This is a genomic window from Burkholderia sp. HI2714 (assembly GCF_002223085.1).
Taxonomy (GTDB): Bacteria; Pseudomonadota; Gammaproteobacteria; order Burkholderiales; family Burkholderiaceae; genus Burkholderia; species Burkholderia lata_D.
This window is the reverse complement of record NZ_NKFM01000024.1, coordinates 226311-240915: the sequence shown is the minus strand read 5'-3', so window position 1 is coordinate 240915 and position 14605 is coordinate 226311. Positions and strand designations below refer to the sequence as shown.

The window sequence follows — 14605 nt, the reverse complement described above, 5'->3', positions numbered from 1 at the left end:
ATGTCTTGACGTGCCCGAATCAACCCGTGACGGCGCCCTTGTTCGCCGGGCGGGCGAGCGCCGCGAATTTCGCGAGCACGCCGCGCGTGTAGCGCGGCGCCGGCTGTTGCCATGCGGCGCGGCGGCGCGCGAGTTCCGCGTCGTCGACGTTCAACTGCAGCAGCAGCCGGTGCGCGTCGATCGTGATCGAGTCGCCTTCCTGCACGAGCGCGATCGTGCCGCCGACGAACGCCTCGGGCGCGACGTGGCCGACCACCATCCCCCAGGTTCCGCCCGAGAAGCGGCCGTCCGTGATGAAGCCGACCGATTCGCCGAGCCCCTTGCCGATGATCGCCGACGTCGGCGCGAGCATTTCCGGCATGCCGGGGCCGCCCTTCGGGCCGAGGTAGCGCAGCACGAGGATGTCGCCGGCACGGATCCGGTCGCCGAGAATCGCATCCATCGCGCTCTGCTCATCGTCGAACACACGTGCCGGGCCCGTGATCACCGGGTTCTTCAGGCCGGTGATCTTCGCGACCGCGCCGTCTTCCGCGAGATTGCCCTTCAGGATGGCGAGGTGGCCTTCCTTGTACAGCGCGCGGTCGATCGGGAAGATCACGTCCTGGTCCGCGCGCGGCACGCTCGGCACGTCCTTCAGTTCGTCGGCGATCGTGCGGCCGGTGATCGTCATGCAGTCGCCATGCAGCAGCCCCGCGTCGAGCAGGATCTTCAACACTTGCGGAATCCCGCCGGCCCGATGCAGGTCGGTTGCGACGTACTTCCCCGACGGCTTCAGGTTGCAGATCACGGGCACGCGCTTGCGGATGCGCTCGAAGTCCTCGATCGTCCAGTCGACCTCGGCCGCGTGCGCGATCGCGAGATAGTGCAGCACCGCATTGGTCGAGCCGCCCGTCGCCATGATCACGGACACCGCATTCTCGATCGCTTCCTTCGTGATGATGTCGCGCGGCTTCAGGTCGCGCTTCACGGCCTCGACGAGCACGCGTGCCGATTCGGCGGCCGAATCGACCTTCTCCTGGTCGGGGTTCGCCATCGTCGACGAGTACAGCAGCGACATCCCGAGCGCCTCGAACGACGAGCTCATCGTGTTCGCGGTGTACATCCCGCCGCACGACCCCGACGTCGGGCAGGCGTTCTGCTCGACGCCTTCGAAGTCCTCCTGCGACATCCGGCCCGCGGTGAATTCGCCGACGGCCTCGAACGACGACACGATCGTCAGGTCCCGGCCTTTCCAGTTGCCGGGGCGGATCGTGCCGCCATACACGTAGATGCCCGGCACGTTCAGGCGCGCGAGCGCGATCATCCCGCCCGGCATGTTCTTGTCGCAGCCGCCGACGACCACCACGCCGTCCATCCATTGCCCCTGCACGCAGGTCTCGATGCAGTCGGCGATCACCTCGCGCGACACGAGCGAGTACTTCATGCCTTCGGTGCCCATCGACATGCCGTCCGAAATCGTCGGCGTGCCGAAGATCTGCGGGTTCGCGTCGGCCGCCTTCACGGCCGCGACGGCCGCGTCCGACAGGCGTTGCAGGCCGGAATTGCACGGCGTGATCGTCGAATGGCCGTTCGCGATGCCGATCATCGGCTTGTCGAAATCGTCCTTCTGGTAGCCGAGGGCGTAATACATCGAGCGGTTCGGCGAGCGGGCCACGCCTTGCGTGATGTGCTTCGAGCGACGGTTGTAAGCCATGGGGGACTCCATCGTTGTCTGGGCAACGCCGTCGAGCGGCGAGCCGGTTCGGATCAATCAAGCATGGAGTGTCCGGATTGGGATGTCCAATATATTATTTGTCGCTTATTAAGTCGTTTTTCGAATGAGAGAGCCATGGCCGATCCGACTCCCGACCTGCGCCAGTGGCGCTATTTCGTGACCGTCGCCGACGAGCGCCATTTCGGCCGCGCGGCCGAACGCCTGTCGATGACGCAACCGCCGCTGTCGCAGGCGATCCGTGCGCTCGAGGATGCGCTCGGCGTCGCGCTGTTCGCGCGCACCAAGCGCTCGGTGGCGCTGACCGCGGTCGGGGCGGCGCTGCTGCCCGACGTGCGGCGGCTGCTCGCATCGGCCGATGCGTTGCCGCCGCTTGCGCGACGGCTCGCGCGCGGCGAGGCCGGTTCGCTGTCGCTCGCGTTCGTGTCGACCGCCGATTACGGGCTGCTGCCGGCGCTGCTGCGTGCGTTCGGCGCGCGCTATCCGCAGGTGCGGCTGCAACTCACGGAGGCGACGAGCGACGTGCAGATCGACGAGCTCGTCGCGGGCCGCATCGACGCGGGGCTCGTCATTCCGCCCGTGCCGCCGCGCCACGCGGCCGGGCTTTCGTACCTGCCCGTCATGCGCGAGCCGCTGGTGGTGGCGATGCCGGCGGCAGCGAGCGATGCGCCGGAAGACGAGCCCGTCCGTCTCGCCGAGGTTGCCGCGTTGCCGCTCGTGATCTTTCCGCGTCGTTTGGCGCCCGGCTTTTATGACATCATTACGGGCTGCTACGGCGCGGCAGGGGAAACGCCGCACATCGGCCAGGAGGCGATCCAGATGCAGACGATCGTCAGCCTCGTGTCGGCCGGCATGGGCGTCGCACTGGTGCCGCAATCGCTGCGTAACCTGCGGCGCACCGGCGTGGTCTACCGGCCGCTTGCCGATCACGCACCGGTCGTCGAGACCGGCCTCGTGTGGCGCACCGGTGACGTGAGCCCCGTGCTGGCCGGCTTCATCGACGTCGTGCGCGCGCAGGGCCTCGCCCCGTGACGTGAACGATGACGCGCCGGTGCCGTCCAACGCGCGGTGCTGCGCGTTTGCGACGGCCGTACCGCATTCGAAAAACTTCTTCGCTAACCCATGATCATTCACCCGAATTTCGACCCCGTTGCGATCCATCTCGGGCCGCTGGCCGTGCGCTGGTACGGGCTCATGTATCTCGTCGGCTTCATCGCGGCGATCGTCGTCGGCCGGATCCGGCTGAAGCTGCCGCACGTCGCGGCGCAAGGCTGGACCGCGAAGGACATCGACGACATGATGTTCTACGGTGTGCTCGGCACCGTGCTCGGCGGCCGGCTCGGCTACGTGCTGTTCTACAAGGCCGATTTCTACTTCTCGCATCCGCTCGACGTATTCAAGGTGTGGGAGGGCGGCATGTCGTTTCACGGCGGCTTCCTCGGCGTGACGCTCGCGATGATGCTGTTCGCGTGGCAGCGCAAGCGCCACTGGCTGCAGGTCACCGATTTCGTCGCGCCGATGGTGCCGACGGGGCTCGCGGCCGGGCGGCTCGGCAACTTCATCAACGGTGAGCTGTGGGGCCGCGTGACCGATCCTTCGGCACCGTGGGCGATGCTGTTCCCGGGCGCGATGCGCGACGATGCGGCATGGTTGCCGAAGCATCCGGAGCTCGTCGAGAAGTGGCATCTTGCCGACGTGTTCATGCAATACCAGATGCTGCCGCGCCATCCGTCGCAGCTCTATGAAATCGCGCTCGAAGGCATCGCGCTGTTCTTCGCGCTGTTCTTCTTCGCGCGCAAGTCGCGGCCGATGGGCGCCGTGTCCGCGCTGTTCCTGATCGGCTATGGTCTCGCACGCTTCACGGTCGAGTTCGCGCGCGAGCCCGACGACTTCCTCGGCCTGCTCGCGCTCGGCCTGTCGATGGGGCAGTGGCTGTCGCTGCCGATGATCCTCGCGGGCGTTGCATTGATGGTCTGGGCGTATCGCCGCCGCGCGGCGCATGCCGCGGCGTGATGCGATGCCGATGCACGTGCGATCGGCGCGTGCATCGGCACCATGCAGATCAACGCAAAACGCCGGCCCTCGGGACGGCGTTTTTCATTTCGGACTGCCGTGCGCTGCGCGTTACTTCATCTGCACGGAGCCGTTGACGGTGACCGACACGGTGGCCTTGCCGCCTTCGACCGCGATCGGCGCGCTCATCTTCGCGCTGTCCATCGGCGCCGCGGCCATCGCCATCATGCGCGGGTACGGTTGTACGTTGCGGCCGCCGCCGACGTTCACGTCGCGGATCGTGTAGCTGCCGTAACCGAATGCCTTCGCGGCTTCGTCGGCGCGGGCGCGGAACGACTTGATCGCTTCGGTCGTCAGCTTTTGCTCGGCCGCGCGCTGCGCTTCGGGCGACAGCGAGAACTCGACGTTTGCGACCTGCATCAGGTTCGACAACTGGCCCGCAAGCTTCGACGCCGCAGCGAAATCGCGCGATTCGAGCGCCACTTCAGTACGACCGCGCCATGCGGAGATCTTGCCGTCACGATCGGTGCTCGGGTACACGGAGAATGCGCCCGTGTGTGCGGTGACGCCCGATACGCCCTTTGCCTGCGACAGCGCTGCGTCGGCGCGCTGGTTCAACTGCGCGGTGAGGCTGCCCGGATCCTTGGCCTGCTGCTCGTAGAACAGCGTGATGTGGATGATGTCCTGCGGCACGTCCGCGCTGGCCTGCGACGACAGCGACAGCACGCCTGCCGGCTCCGGAAAGTGCGGGTTCGCGGTTTGCGCGTGCGCGGCGGTCGACGCGAGCGTCAGCGCGACGGGAACGGCGGCGGCAAGGGCGAGCGACAGCGCGAGTGCGGATTTCTTGGTCATTGTTGGACTCCTTGTGCGAGGGCGTGCACGCGGATTGCGCGTGCACGACGCGGGCGTACCGCGCGACGAAAAAACGACAGCCGGCCTGATCGGCCGACAGCGGTTGCTTAGGCCGCGCGACAGTGCCGCGAGTTCCGTGCCGGCGGCGCGTACTGACCAGATTTGACCTTTGGCGCGCGCCTACTTCATCAGCTTTTCGGTGATGAAGCGCCATTCGGCGCGCGTGACCGGCGTGATCGACAGCCGGTTGCCGCGCGCGAGCACGCGCATGTCGGCGAGTTCGTCGTGTTCGCGCAGCGCCGCGAGCGGCACGAGCGTCGACTTCTTCACGAAGCGCACGTCGACGAGCAGCCAGCGCGGTGCTTCCTGAGTCGACTTCGGGTCGTAATAGGGGCTTTTCGGATCGAACTGCGTGGGGTCGGGGTAGGGCGTCGACGACACTTCGGCGAGACCCGCGATGCCCGGCTCGGGGCAGCTCGAGTGATAGAACAGCACGCCGTCGCCGATCTTCATCGTGTCGCGCATGAAATTGCGCGCCTGATAGTTGCGCACGCCGGTCCACGGCAGCGAGCGCTGCGGTGCGTTGGCGAGATCGTCGATGCTTGCTTCGTCCGGTTCGGACTTCATCAGCCAGTATTGCATGGATCGTGATCGACGCAGAAAGGGCTGTTGCAAAAGGAAACGGCATCGGGAGTTCCCGATGCCGTTGGATAGGCCCCCGCCTTGGCCGCTAGGCCGGCATCCTGAACCTGAGGTTCAGAATTGGTCGCAGTTAGCAGCACTTCGGGTACATCAGACAGAGTGACGCGCGCGCCCGTGCTACAAATTCCCGCAACCGTGCACATGGCATTGGTTCAAGGAATATATGACCTTGGCGAACCAGGCGGGGAAGCTGACTGAACTGTGATTCGATGCGCCAATTTGACCACCGTTGATCGCCGAGATCAAGGGGAATCGACGCATCGATTAAAACGTTACTGCGTCTCGTGCTGTGCGAGCACCGCGCCGAGCTGTTCGTTCATCTGGTGCATTGTACGACGGATTTCCTCCGCGGGAAATGCTTCACCGTGCCGCACGCTCGTTTGCAGTCGCAGCAATTCGGACGCGAGCGACAGCGCCGCCATCACGGCGATGCGATCGGTGCCGCGTACCGAGCTGTTCGAGCGGATTTTCGACATTTCGGCGTCGACGCGCGCGACCGCTTCGAGCAGCGCCGCTTCGGTCTCGGCCGAGCAGGCGAGCCGATAGGCCTGACCGAGAATCGAGACTTCGATCTGCTTGGTGCTCATGCATGTTCTCCGTGGCTGGCCGCGTCATCGCCATCCGTACGCGCCTGCGCATCCAGCAGGTCGAGCTGGTTGTCGGCTTGCTCCACACTTTTCGAGCGCGGCAGCTTTTCGAGAATCGCGTTCAGTTTCACCTGGGCGTCGTCGATCTTTGCCGACAGCGTGTCACGCTCGGCCGCAAGTGCATTGCGTTCGTCGCGCAGTTGCGCGAGTTCCGCGCGGACAGTGTCCGCATCCGCGCGCAATTGCGCGACCTGCTCCTCGAGCGCGAGCCGTTCCGAGTGATAGCGCTTGTTCAGCGAAATCAGACGGCCAATATTTTGAGATAGGGTTTCGAGTTCGTTGAGCATTTGCTGCGTCCTCTAAAGACCCAGCATTTTAGCGCGGAATAACGCGCAATCCGACATCTGTAACGTTTCCAGTCGTAACACCCCTGCTTCTTGCCGCGAATCAGCGCGTCCCGTGCGTGTCCGGACGCTTCCTTGACGCTCGCGCGACCCGCTCCTAAACTGGCGCCGCCTCGGTGCTCGCGCGTGGAACGCGCGGTTAAACGGGAAGCAGGGCGCGGGCGCCGGAAGCCCGCCAACCTGCGCTGCCCCCGCAACGGTAAGCGGCCGCGTCTCGTGACGCAGGCCGGCTCGGGCGCGTTTCGCGTGCAGGTCCTGCATGCGGACGCGGGCCACTGCGCGTGATCGCGCGGGAAGGCGAGCCGGACCGCCGCCAGCCCGGATACCGGCCGAGACGGGGAGCCCGCACGGGCTTCGTGACGCGCGGCCTGCGGGGAGGCGGGGCGCGCAATGCTTCACGGAATCTTCCTCGATGCTGACCCCAATCGTCCGCGCGGCGCTCACGTCACGACCGGCCCGCTGCCGCAAGCGGGCACGCCGCACGTCGTGTGCGGCGCCGTGCGCGGCATGAGCGCCGCGCGCGCCACCGCGATCTGGGCCGCGCTGGCCGCCACGGTCGCGCTGCTGTTCGTCGCGTCGCTGTCGATCGGCAGCGTGCCGATGTCGCCATGGCAGGCGCTCGCGTCGCTCGTGCCGCATGGCGGCGACGCGCTGTTCGCCGATATCGTCCGCACGCTGCGCCTGCCGCGCGCGCTCGCGGGCTTCGCGTGCGGCGCGTTGCTCGCGCTGGCCGGTGCACTGCTGCAGGTACTGTTGCGCAATCCGCTCGCGGAGCCGTACGTGCTCGGCGTGTCGGGTGGCGCGGCCGGCTTCGCGCTCGTCGCGATGATCGCGGGTGGCGCGTGGTGGCTCGTCGATGCGTCGGCGTTCGCCGGCTCGCTCGTGTCGGTCACGCTCGTGCTCGGTCTCGCGCGCCGCGAGCTGTGGCGTGGCGAATCGCGCGATGCGTCGCCGCGGTTGCTGCTCACGGGCGTCGTGATCGCGGCAGGGTGGGGCGCACTCGTCACGCTGCTGCTGTCGCTCGCGCCCGATGCACGGCTGCGCGGGATCATCTTCTGGCTGACCGGCGACCTGAACGGCGTGACTGCGCCGTGGTTCGCGTGGGGGGCGCTGTTGGTGGCCGCCTGCGTCGCGCTGCCGGCTGCGCCGCAACTGAACGTGCTGCTGCGCGGCGACGCGACCGCGCTCGCGCTCGGCGTGCCCGTTGCGCGCCTGCGCGTGCGGATCTATCTCGTCGCGTCGCTGGCCGCCGCGGCCGCGGTGACGACGGCCGGCACGATCGGCTTCGTCGGCCTCGTCGTGCCGCATGCGCTGCGGCTCGCCTTCGGCAACGACCAGCGAATGCTGCTGCCGGCCGCGATGCTCGCGGGTGGCGGCGGCGTGATGGCGGCCGACCTGCTCGCACGCACGGTGATCGCGCCCGCGCAACTGCCGGTCGGCGTGATGACCGCACTGATCGGCGTGCCGGTGTTCCTGTGGATGTTGTTGAGGAGGCCGATGCGATGACGGGGGCCGCACTGCACGCCACGGCCGGCGACATGAACTACGCGGCCGTCGGCCTGACGCTGAAGGCCGGCGCGCGTACGCTGCTCGACGGCTTCACCCAGGTGTTTCGTCCCGGCGAGATCTGGTGTGTCGCCGGGCCGAACGGCGCGGGCAAGACGACGCTGCTCGCGACCCTCGCGGGGCTGCAGCCGCCGGCCGGCGGACACGTCGAGGTCGACGGCCGGCCGCTTGCCGCATGGCCACCCGAGCAGCTCGCGCAGCGTCGCGCGCTGATGCCGCAGCAATTGCACGACGCATTCAGCGCGACCGTCTTCGACACGGTGCTGCTCAACCGCTTTCCGTATCTCGGCGGCTGGGGCTGGGAGCGCGACGGCGACCGTGCGGCCGCGCGCGATGCGCTGGCGACATTCGACCTGACCGCGCTTGCGTCGCGTGACGTGCTGTCGCTGTCGGGCGGCGAGCGGCAGCGCGTCGCGCTTGCCGCGACGCTGTGCCAGGACGCGCCGTCGATGCTGCTCGACGAGCCGCTCGCCCATCTCGACCTGCATCACCAGATCGATTGCCTGACCGCGCTGGCCGCATGGCTCGACGCGGGCCCGCGCACGGTGCTGTTCTCGTGCCATGATCTGAATCTCGCGCGGCGTTTCGCGACGCATGCGCTGTTGCTCGACGGCTGCGGCCATGCGTGGGCCGGTCCCGTGCACGACGTGCTGACACCCGAGCGCGCGAGCGATGCGTTCGGTTATCCGCTCGTGCTGATCCGCGAGAACGGCCGCGATGCGCTGCTGCCGGCGTGGCCCGAGCGACAATGATCTTTCCTTTTCCGATGCGCGGCGCATACCGCGCCAACGATACGGCTTTTCGATGACGACCCCGACCCCCTTCCCGCCCGCGATCGCGCCGCTCGACGATGTGTTGCGCAAGCGCCTGCAGCACGTGATTGACCACAAGACCAAGCCGCCCGGCAGCCTCGGCCAGCTCGAGGCGATCGCGTTGCAGATCGGCCTGATCCAGCACACCGAGCGGCCGGTCGTGCAGCGTCCCGTGATGATCGTATTTGCCGGCGATCACGGGATTGCCGCCGAGGGCGTGAGTCCTTATCCGCAAGCGGTGACCGCGCAGATGGTCGCGAACTTTCTCGCCGGCGGCGCGGCGATCAACGCGTTCTCCGGCGTCGCGCAGAGCACGCTCGAGATCGTCGATGCGGGTGTCGCGTCGCCGCTGCCGCTGTCCGACCGGCTGGTGTCGCTGCCGGTCGCGCGCGGGACGCGCAACTTCGCGGCGGAGCCGGCGATGACGCGCGACGAGGCGATGACGGCGCTCGCGGCCGGCGCGGCGCGCGTGCGCCTGCATGCGTCGCTCGGCACGAACGTGATCGGCTTCGGCGAGATGGGGATCGCGAACACGTCGTCGGCCGCATGCCTGATGAGCCGCCTGCTCGGCGTGCCGATCGACGCGTGCGTCGGGCGCGGCACGGGCCTCGACGACCAGGGCCTCGCGCACAAGCGCGCGGTGCTCGGCCGTGCGCTCGTCAAGCACTCGCACGCGATTGCGCCGCTCGATGTGCTCGCAACGTTCGGCGGCTTCGAGATCGCGATGATGACGGGCGCGTATCTCGCGGCCGCGAGCGAGCGGATGACGATCCTCGTCGACGGCTTCATCGCGACGGCCGCGCTGCTGGTTGCCGAGCGCATCGCACCAGGCGTGCGCGACTACTGCGTGTTCTCGCATACGTCGCACGAGGCCGGGCACCGGCGCATGCTCGAGCATTTCGGCGCGAAGCCGCTGCTCGCGCTGGACCTGCGGCTCGGCGAAGGCACGGGCGCCGCGCTCGCGCTGCCGCTCGTGCGGGCAGCCGCCGCATTCCTCACGGAGATGGCGAGCTTCGAATCCGCCGGCGTCGACAATCGTGACGCCTGATCGCGCGCGCGGCGTGCAGGCCGAACTGCGTTACTTCTTCGTCGCGCTCGGCTATTTCACGCGCGTGCCCGTGCCGCGCTCGATCGGCTACGCGGCCGGCGATCTCGACCAGGCCGCGCGCTATTTCCCGCTCGTCGGCGCGTGTGTCGGCGCGTGGGGGGCGCTCGTCTATCTCGCCGCGCTGCGCGCGCTGCCGCCGTCGATCGCGGTCGGGTTGTCGATGGCCGCGACGCTGCTCGCAACGGGCGCCTTCCACGAGGACGGCCTGGCCGACAGCTGCGATGCGTTCGGCGGCGGCTACACGCGCGACGACGTGCTGCGCATCATGCACGACTCGCGGATCGGCACGTTCGGTGCGGTCGCGCTCGTGATCTCGCTCGGCGTGAAATGGCAGGCGCTCGCGTCCATGCTGCCGTTGCGTGCCGCGTGGACGATGATCGCCGCGCACGCGGCGAGCCGAGCGGCGGCGGTGAGCTTGCTGATGACGCTCGACTACGTGCGGCCCGAAGGCAAGGCGAAGCCGGTCGCGCAACGATTGGGTGCACGCGCGGCATGCGTCGCGGCGCTGTTCGGATTGTCCTGGCTGTTCTGGCCCGACTGGCGCATGGGCGTCGCCGCATGCGTGGCGCTCGTGCTCGTGCGCGCGTGGGCCGCCCGCTATTTCGTGAAGCGGATCGGCGGCTATACGGGCGACTGTCTCGGCTTCACGCAGCAACTGTGCGAACTGGCGATCTATCTCGTGGTGCTCGGATGGACGTCGTCCTGATCCGTCACCCGGCCGTCGGCGTCGAGTCGGGCATCTGCTACGGACGCACCGACGTGCCGCTCGCTGCATCGGCCGACGCCGGCGCGCAGGCCGTGCGCGCGCATCTGTCGGCACTCCGCGCGCCGCTTCCCGAACAGGTCTGGACGAGCCCGCTGACGCGCTGCGCGTCGGTTGCCGAACGGCTCGCGCAGGCATGCGACGTGCCGTTGCGGCGCGATGCCGGCTGGCAGGAAATGGATTTTGGCGCATGGGAAATGCGACGCTGGGACGATATCGATCGCGCGGCGCTCGATGCGTGGGCGGCCGACCTGATGCATGCGTGTGCGCACGGCGGCGAAAGTGTTGCGCGGTTTGCCGCGCGGGTCGCGGGTCGGGTCGACGCAGTGGCGCAGTTCGACCGGCCGCAGTGGGTCGTCACGCATGCGGGCGTGATCCGTGCGTTTGCATCGCATGTATTGCGCGTGCCGCTCGATACATTGCTGTCGCGACCCGTACCGACAGGGGGTGTCGTCTGGCTGCGCGCGGATGCTGCCACGCGAACGTGGGACGTGATGCACTGGGACGAATAGGCGCGCTGGCCCCTGCGTGTGAACGATGCAGCGCGCGGTCAACTCGTCTCAGGCATCTGGTACGCGATGAACGCGCAAGTCGCCGGCAATCAGCGCGGCCGCCGCGCACGCGCGGCATCGAGATCCTTGCACAGCGCGGCCGCGCCCTGCGCGATCCGCGGCGACGGCCGTGTCAGCAGATCGCCGTCGATCGCGAACAGGTTGTTGCGTGCCACGGCCGTCAGTGCGGGCCACGTGCGCCAGCGCGCCAGGCTCGGCAGCGGTTCGTCGGAGCGCGTCGTACCCGCACTGGTCGTCACGATCGCCTCCGGATTCGCCGCGAGCACGGCCTCGTCGGTGACGGTCGGCACGAGCGGCTTGAGCGATGCGAACACGTTGCGGCCGCCGCACAGCTCGATCACGTCGTTGATCAGGTGCGCACCATTGAGCGTCATCAACGGCCGATCCCACACCTGGAAGAACATCGTGACAGGCGCTTGCGCCGAGTAACGCGTGCGCAGCGCCGCGATGTCGCGCGTATAGGCGGCCGCGGCCGCATCGGCAGCCGGTTGCGTGCCGAGCAGCGTGCCGAGCCGGCGCAGCGACGACGAGACGTCGTCGAGATGCTTCGGTTCGCTGAAGAACAGCGGGATGTGCAGCGCGCGCAGCGCATCGGTCTGCCGCTCGGCATTGCCGTGCCGCCAGACGACGATCAGGTCGGGCTTCAGCGCGGCGATCCGCTCGAGATCGAGCGCCTTGTTGTCGCCGACGCGCGGTATCGCTTGCGCGGCGGGCGGATAGTCGCTGTACGTGACGGTGCCGACGAGCTTCGCTCCGCCGCCGGCCGCGTACACGAGTTCGGTGGCGTGCGGTGCGAGACTGATCACCCGCTGCGCGGGCGCCGGCAGCGTGACGGTATTGCCGGCGTCGTCACGTGTCGTGACATCGGCGTGGACGAGTGGCGCGTAAGCGAGCGCGACCAGTAACGCGACGGGCGCGCGCCGGCGAAACATGGACGGATTCATGCGGATTCCCGTTGCAGCGCCGGTACGCAGTGTGCGAGCGCGTCGCCGAGGCGCTGCCATTCCGCTTCGCTCGCCGGCAGACCGATGCGTACGCTCGACGGTATCGGGAAGTGCCGTGTCCAGACCCCGCGTGCCGCGAGTGCCGCATGCAGCGCCGCGGCGCGCGGGTCGTCGGTCCAGCTGAAGAGCGGCGTCGCGCGAACCGCGAAGCCATGCGCACGCAGCAAGGCGGCCAGCCGCTCGCCGTCGGCTGCGAGCCGGTTGCGGGCGGCGGCCTGCCATGCGCGGTCGGCGAACGCCGCGGCGACCGCATGGCGGGCGGGGCCGCTAACCGTCCATGCGCCGAGCAGGTCGCGCAGCGCGACGATCCGGCCAGGACAGGCGAGCACGAAGCCTGCGCGGATGCCGGCGAGCCCGAAGAACTTGCCGACCGAGCGCAGCACGATGAGCCCGGGACGATCGACGTGCGGCGCGAGCGACCGCGTCGCGCCCGTATCGGCGAATGCCTCGTCGACGATCAGCGTGCCGCCGCGCGCGGCCAGTTGCGCGTGCCAATCGAGCAGGCGCTCGGCCGGCACGAACTCGGCGGTCGGATTGTTCGGATTCCCGACGATGACGTGACGCAGCGTTTGAGGCAGCGTATCCGCGTCGATGTCGAGCGCGACGACGCGATGGCCGTGGCGCGCGAAGGCGGGCGCGTATTCGCCGTACGCGAGCGCCGCGACGCCGGCGTCGCCGGTCGGCAGCAACGCGGGCAATGCGCGGATGGCCGCCTGGCTGCCGGCAACCGGCAGCACGTGTGCGGAATCGGGCGCATGGTAGTACTGCGCGGCGCAGGCCGTGAGGCCGTCGCCGTCGTCGGGCAGCCGGCGCCATGCGTCGGCCGGGACGGGCGGGACCGGATAGCCGACCGGGTTGATGCCGGTCGACAAGTCGAGCCACGTGTCGTACGGAATGCCGTGGCGGCGCGCGGCTTCATGCAGGTTGCCGCCGTGAGTGATGCGGGTGTCAGACATGATGGGTGGCCATGGCGAGTGCGCCGCTCGCGACCAGCAGCGCGAGCCACAGGGCAAGCGTGCGCGTGACGAGCGACAGCGCGGCGACGATGTGGACCGCGGTCGCCGTGGCGCCGGTGCCGAGCGCGGGACGGTCCTCGATCTCGCCGTGATAGACGGCCGGGCCGCCGAGCTGCACGTTCAGGCTGCCGGCGCCGGCAGCCATCACCGGGCCCGCGTTCGGGCTGTCCCAGTGGCGCGCCTGCGTGCGCCAGCAGCGCCAGGCGGCGGCCGTGTCGCCGAGCAGTGCGTAGCTCGCGGCCGTGAGGCGCGCGGGAATCCAGTTCAGCGCGTCGTCGAGGCGCGCGGCGGCCCAGCCGAAGGTCAGGAAGCGTGGCGTGCGGTAGCCCCACATCGCGTCGAGCGTGTTCGCGAGCCGGAACAGCAGCGCGCCGGGGCCGCCTGCGACGACGAACCAGAACAGCGCGCCGAAGATCGCGTCGTTGCCGTTCTCGAGCGCGGATTCGACGGCCGCGCGCGACAGCGCGCCTTCGTCCGCGTCGCTCGTGTCGCGCGACACGATGCGCGCGGTCAGCGTGCGGGCGGCGTCGAGGTCATGCCGCAGCAAGGCGGCAGCGATCGGTGCGACGTGGTCGGCGAGGCTTTTCGCGCCGAGCGCGAACCACAGCAGCGCGATATGCAGCGCGGCCGCGAGCGGCCACGGCAGCACGGTCGTGAGCCATGCGGCGATGGCGACCGGCGGCCCGACCGCCGCGACCCACGCGGCGACGCCGACCACGCGGCCGCGCCGGCCCGTATTCAGCGCGCCTTCGATGCGCGCGGCAAGGCGGCCGAACGCGACGAGCGGGTGCCAGCCGGCCGGTTCGCCGATCGCGCGGTCGATGATCGCGGCCGCGACCGCGAACATCGCGACGACGGGCAGCGACAGCATCAGCATGACGGTGCGCCCGTCTTGAGGTCGAGCGGCAGCCCGGCGACGAGCAGCGTCACGCGTGTCGCGAGCGCGGCGACGCGCTGGTTCAGGCGCCCGAGTTCGTCGACGTAGCGGCGCGTGACCGACCCGAGCGGCACGACGCCGAGCCCGATCTCGTTACTGACGACGATCACCTTCGCGCGTGCGCCGCGCAACGCGCGCTCGAGCCGGTCGACCTGCGCCGCGTACTGCGCGTCGTCGAGCGGTTCACCTTCGGCGGGACACAGCAGGTTCGTGAGCCACAGCGTCAGGCAGTCGACGAGCAGGCACGCGTGCGGATCGTCGAGCCGCGCGAGCGTGCCGGCGAGATCGACGGGCGCGTCGGCGAAACCCCAGCCGGCCGGCCGGCGCGCGCGATGGTGCGCAATGCGCTGCGCGAATTCGGCATCGGCGGCGGTCGCGGTCGCGATGTAGGTGACGGGGAGGCCGCTGTCGGCGGCGAGCCGCTCGGCATGCGCGCTCTTGCCCGAGCGCGCGCCGCCGAGGACGAAGGTGAGGTCGTGCGGAATCATCGCGTGATTGTAACGGCGCGGGCAGGGCGGCGCGGGGGATAATGCGGCCTTTGCTTCGCGACGACCTTTA

16 protein-coding genes and 1 riboswitch are annotated in these 14605 nt (G+C 69.1%); of the genes, 7 read left to right on the top strand and 9 right to left on the bottom strand.

The window, feature by feature from the left end; genetic code table 11:
• Nucleotides 1–19: 19 nt before the first annotated feature.
• Nucleotides 20–1693, bottom strand: coding sequence for a dihydroxy-acid dehydratase (ilvD, locus tag CFB82_RS13895; protein WP_089484431.1), 1674 nt, complete (start codon nt 1691–1693; stop codon nt 20–22).
• A gap of 135 nt (nt 1694–1828) precedes the next feature.
• Between ilvD and CFB82_RS13890 the strand changes: the two genes are divergently transcribed.
• Nucleotides 1829–2743, top strand: coding sequence for a LysR substrate-binding domain-containing protein (locus CFB82_RS13890; RefSeq protein WP_089484430.1), 915 nt, complete (start codon nt 1829–1831; stop codon nt 2741–2743).
• 90 nt (nt 2744–2833) lie between these two features.
• Nucleotides 2834–3724 (top strand): prolipoprotein diacylglyceryl transferase, encoded by an 891-nt coding sequence (lgt, locus tag CFB82_RS13885; protein WP_069248621.1) that lies wholly within the window; start codon nt 2834–2836, stop codon nt 3722–3724.
• A 111-nt stretch (nt 3725–3835) separates the two neighbouring features.
• Here the strand turns inward: lgt and CFB82_RS13880 are convergent, their stop codons facing one another.
• From CFB82_RS13880 to CFB82_RS13860, 4 genes are all read right to left on the bottom strand, one after another.
• Nucleotides 3836–4576, bottom strand: coding sequence for an SIMPL domain-containing protein (locus tag CFB82_RS13880; protein WP_069248620.1), 741 nt, complete (start codon nt 4574–4576; stop codon nt 3836–3838).
• A 180-nt stretch (nt 4577–4756) separates the two neighbouring features.
• Nucleotides 4757–5218 (bottom strand): EVE domain-containing protein, encoded by a 462-nt coding sequence (locus CFB82_RS13875; protein ID WP_027805245.1) that lies wholly within the window; start codon nt 5216–5218, stop codon nt 4757–4759.
• 332 nt (nt 5219–5550) lie between these two features.
• Nucleotides 5551–5865 (bottom strand): cell division protein ZapA, encoded by a 315-nt coding sequence (locus CFB82_RS13865; protein WP_011352906.1) that lies wholly within the window; start codon nt 5863–5865, stop codon nt 5551–5553.
• Nucleotides 5862–6212, bottom strand: coding sequence for an ATPase (locus tag CFB82_RS13860; protein WP_069248619.1), 351 nt, complete (start codon nt 6210–6212; stop codon nt 5862–5864). The genes CFB82_RS13865 and CFB82_RS13860 overlap by 4 nt, the downstream gene beginning before the upstream one ends.
• Before the next feature lie 154 nt (nt 6213–6366).
• Nucleotides 6367–6617: riboswitch (cobalamin riboswitch) on the top strand.
• Nucleotides 6618–6659: 42 nt separating this feature from the next.
• On the opposite strand from CFB82_RS13860, the gene CFB82_RS13855 reads away from it, so the two are divergent.
• Genes CFB82_RS13855 through cobC form a run of 5 tightly spaced genes read left to right on the top strand, consistent with a single transcriptional unit; the run spans nt 6660 to nt 11030 of the window.
• Nucleotides 6660–7775, top strand: coding sequence for a FecCD family ABC transporter permease (locus CFB82_RS13855; RefSeq protein WP_089484428.1), 1116 nt, complete (start codon nt 6660–6662; stop codon nt 7773–7775).
• On the top strand, nt 7772–8587 hold the full coding sequence (locus tag CFB82_RS13850; RefSeq protein ID WP_089484427.1) for an ABC transporter ATP-binding protein: 816 nt from the start codon (nt 7772–7774) through the stop codon (nt 8585–8587). Before CFB82_RS13855 ends, CFB82_RS13850 begins: the two co-directional genes overlap by 4 nt.
• 52 nt (nt 8588–8639) lie before the next feature.
• Nucleotides 8640–9695 (top strand): nicotinate-nucleotide--dimethylbenzimidazole phosphoribosyltransferase, encoded by a 1056-nt coding sequence (cobT, locus tag CFB82_RS13845; protein ID WP_089484426.1) that lies wholly within the window; start codon nt 8640–8642, stop codon nt 9693–9695.
• Nucleotides 9685–10461, top strand: coding sequence for an adenosylcobinamide-GDP ribazoletransferase (locus CFB82_RS13840; protein WP_089484425.1), 777 nt, complete (start codon nt 9685–9687; stop codon nt 10459–10461). The genes cobT and CFB82_RS13840 overlap by 11 nt, the downstream gene beginning before the upstream one ends.
• Nucleotides 10446–11030, top strand: a complete 585-nt coding sequence (gene cobC / locus CFB82_RS13835; RefSeq protein ID WP_089484424.1) for an alpha-ribazole phosphatase — start codon at nt 10446–10448, stop codon at nt 11028–11030. Before CFB82_RS13840 ends, cobC begins: the two co-directional genes overlap by 16 nt.
• 89 nt (nt 11031–11119) lie before the next feature.
• Here cobC and CFB82_RS13830 read toward each other — a convergent pair whose 3' ends face one another.
• From CFB82_RS13830 to cobU, 4 genes are read right to left on the bottom strand one after another with little or no spacing between them, the layout of a single operon-like run.
• Nucleotides 11120–12034, bottom strand: coding sequence for a cobalamin-binding protein (locus CFB82_RS13830; RefSeq protein WP_089484423.1), 915 nt, complete (start codon nt 12032–12034; stop codon nt 11120–11122).
• Nucleotides 12031–13050: a threonine-phosphate decarboxylase CobD gene (cobD, locus tag CFB82_RS13825; RefSeq protein ID WP_089484422.1), complete on the bottom strand. Its 1020-nt coding sequence runs from the start codon at nt 13048–13050 to the stop codon at nt 12031–12033. Before cobD ends, CFB82_RS13830 begins: the two co-directional genes overlap by 4 nt.
• The gene (cbiB, locus tag CFB82_RS13820) at nt 13043–13987 is read right to left on the bottom strand and encodes an adenosylcobinamide-phosphate synthase CbiB (RefSeq protein WP_089484421.1); all 945 of its coding nucleotides are present in this window, start codon (nt 13985–13987) and stop codon (nt 13043–13045) included. Before cbiB ends, cobD begins: the two co-directional genes overlap by 8 nt.
• Nucleotides 13981–14535, bottom strand: a complete 555-nt coding sequence (gene cobU, locus CFB82_RS13815) for a bifunctional adenosylcobinamide kinase/adenosylcobinamide-phosphate guanylyltransferase (RefSeq protein WP_089484420.1) — start codon at nt 14533–14535, stop codon at nt 13981–13983. Before cobU ends, cbiB begins: the two co-directional genes overlap by 7 nt.
• Nucleotides 14536–14605 lie beyond the last annotated feature (70 nt).